1 protein-coding gene is annotated in these 388 nt (G+C 64.9%); it reads right to left on the bottom strand.

Going from position 1 to position 388, the window contains the following annotated elements:
- Positions 1-388, bottom strand: a 388-nt coding sequence (locus DNX69_RS25310) for a GTP-binding protein (protein ID WP_234827079.1), incomplete at both ends; no start/stop codon positions are given.

The following is a 388-nucleotide window of genomic DNA, read 5'->3' as shown; positions in this document are numbered from 1 at the left end:
CGGATGCCGACGATCTCGATTTCCTCACCGACCTTGATCACGCCGCGTTCGACACGGCCGGTCACCACGGTGCCGCGGCCCGAGATCGAGAACACGTCTTCGACCGGCATCAGGAACGGCTGGTCGATCGGACGCTCCGGCTGCGGGATGTAGGCGTCGACCTGCTTCATCAGCTCGAGGATCGCGTCGTGGCCGAGCTTCGGATCGGAGTTCTCCAGCGCCGCCAGCGCCGAGCCCTTGACGATCGGAATGTCGTCGCCCGGGAAGTCGTACTTCGACAGCAGCTCGCGCACTTCCATCTCGACCAGCTCGAGCAGTTCCGGATCGTCGACCATGTCGCACTTGTTCAGGAACACCACCAGCGCCGGCACGCCGACCTGACGGGCCA

Origin of the sequence: Rhodopseudomonas palustris, assembly GCF_003226555.1 — a bacterium.
Lineage (GTDB): Bacteria > Pseudomonadota > Alphaproteobacteria > Rhizobiales > Xanthobacteraceae > Rhodopseudomonas > Rhodopseudomonas palustris_I.
Note: the sequence above shows the minus strand (reverse complement) of the source record. Positions and strands in the feature narration are given on the sequence as shown.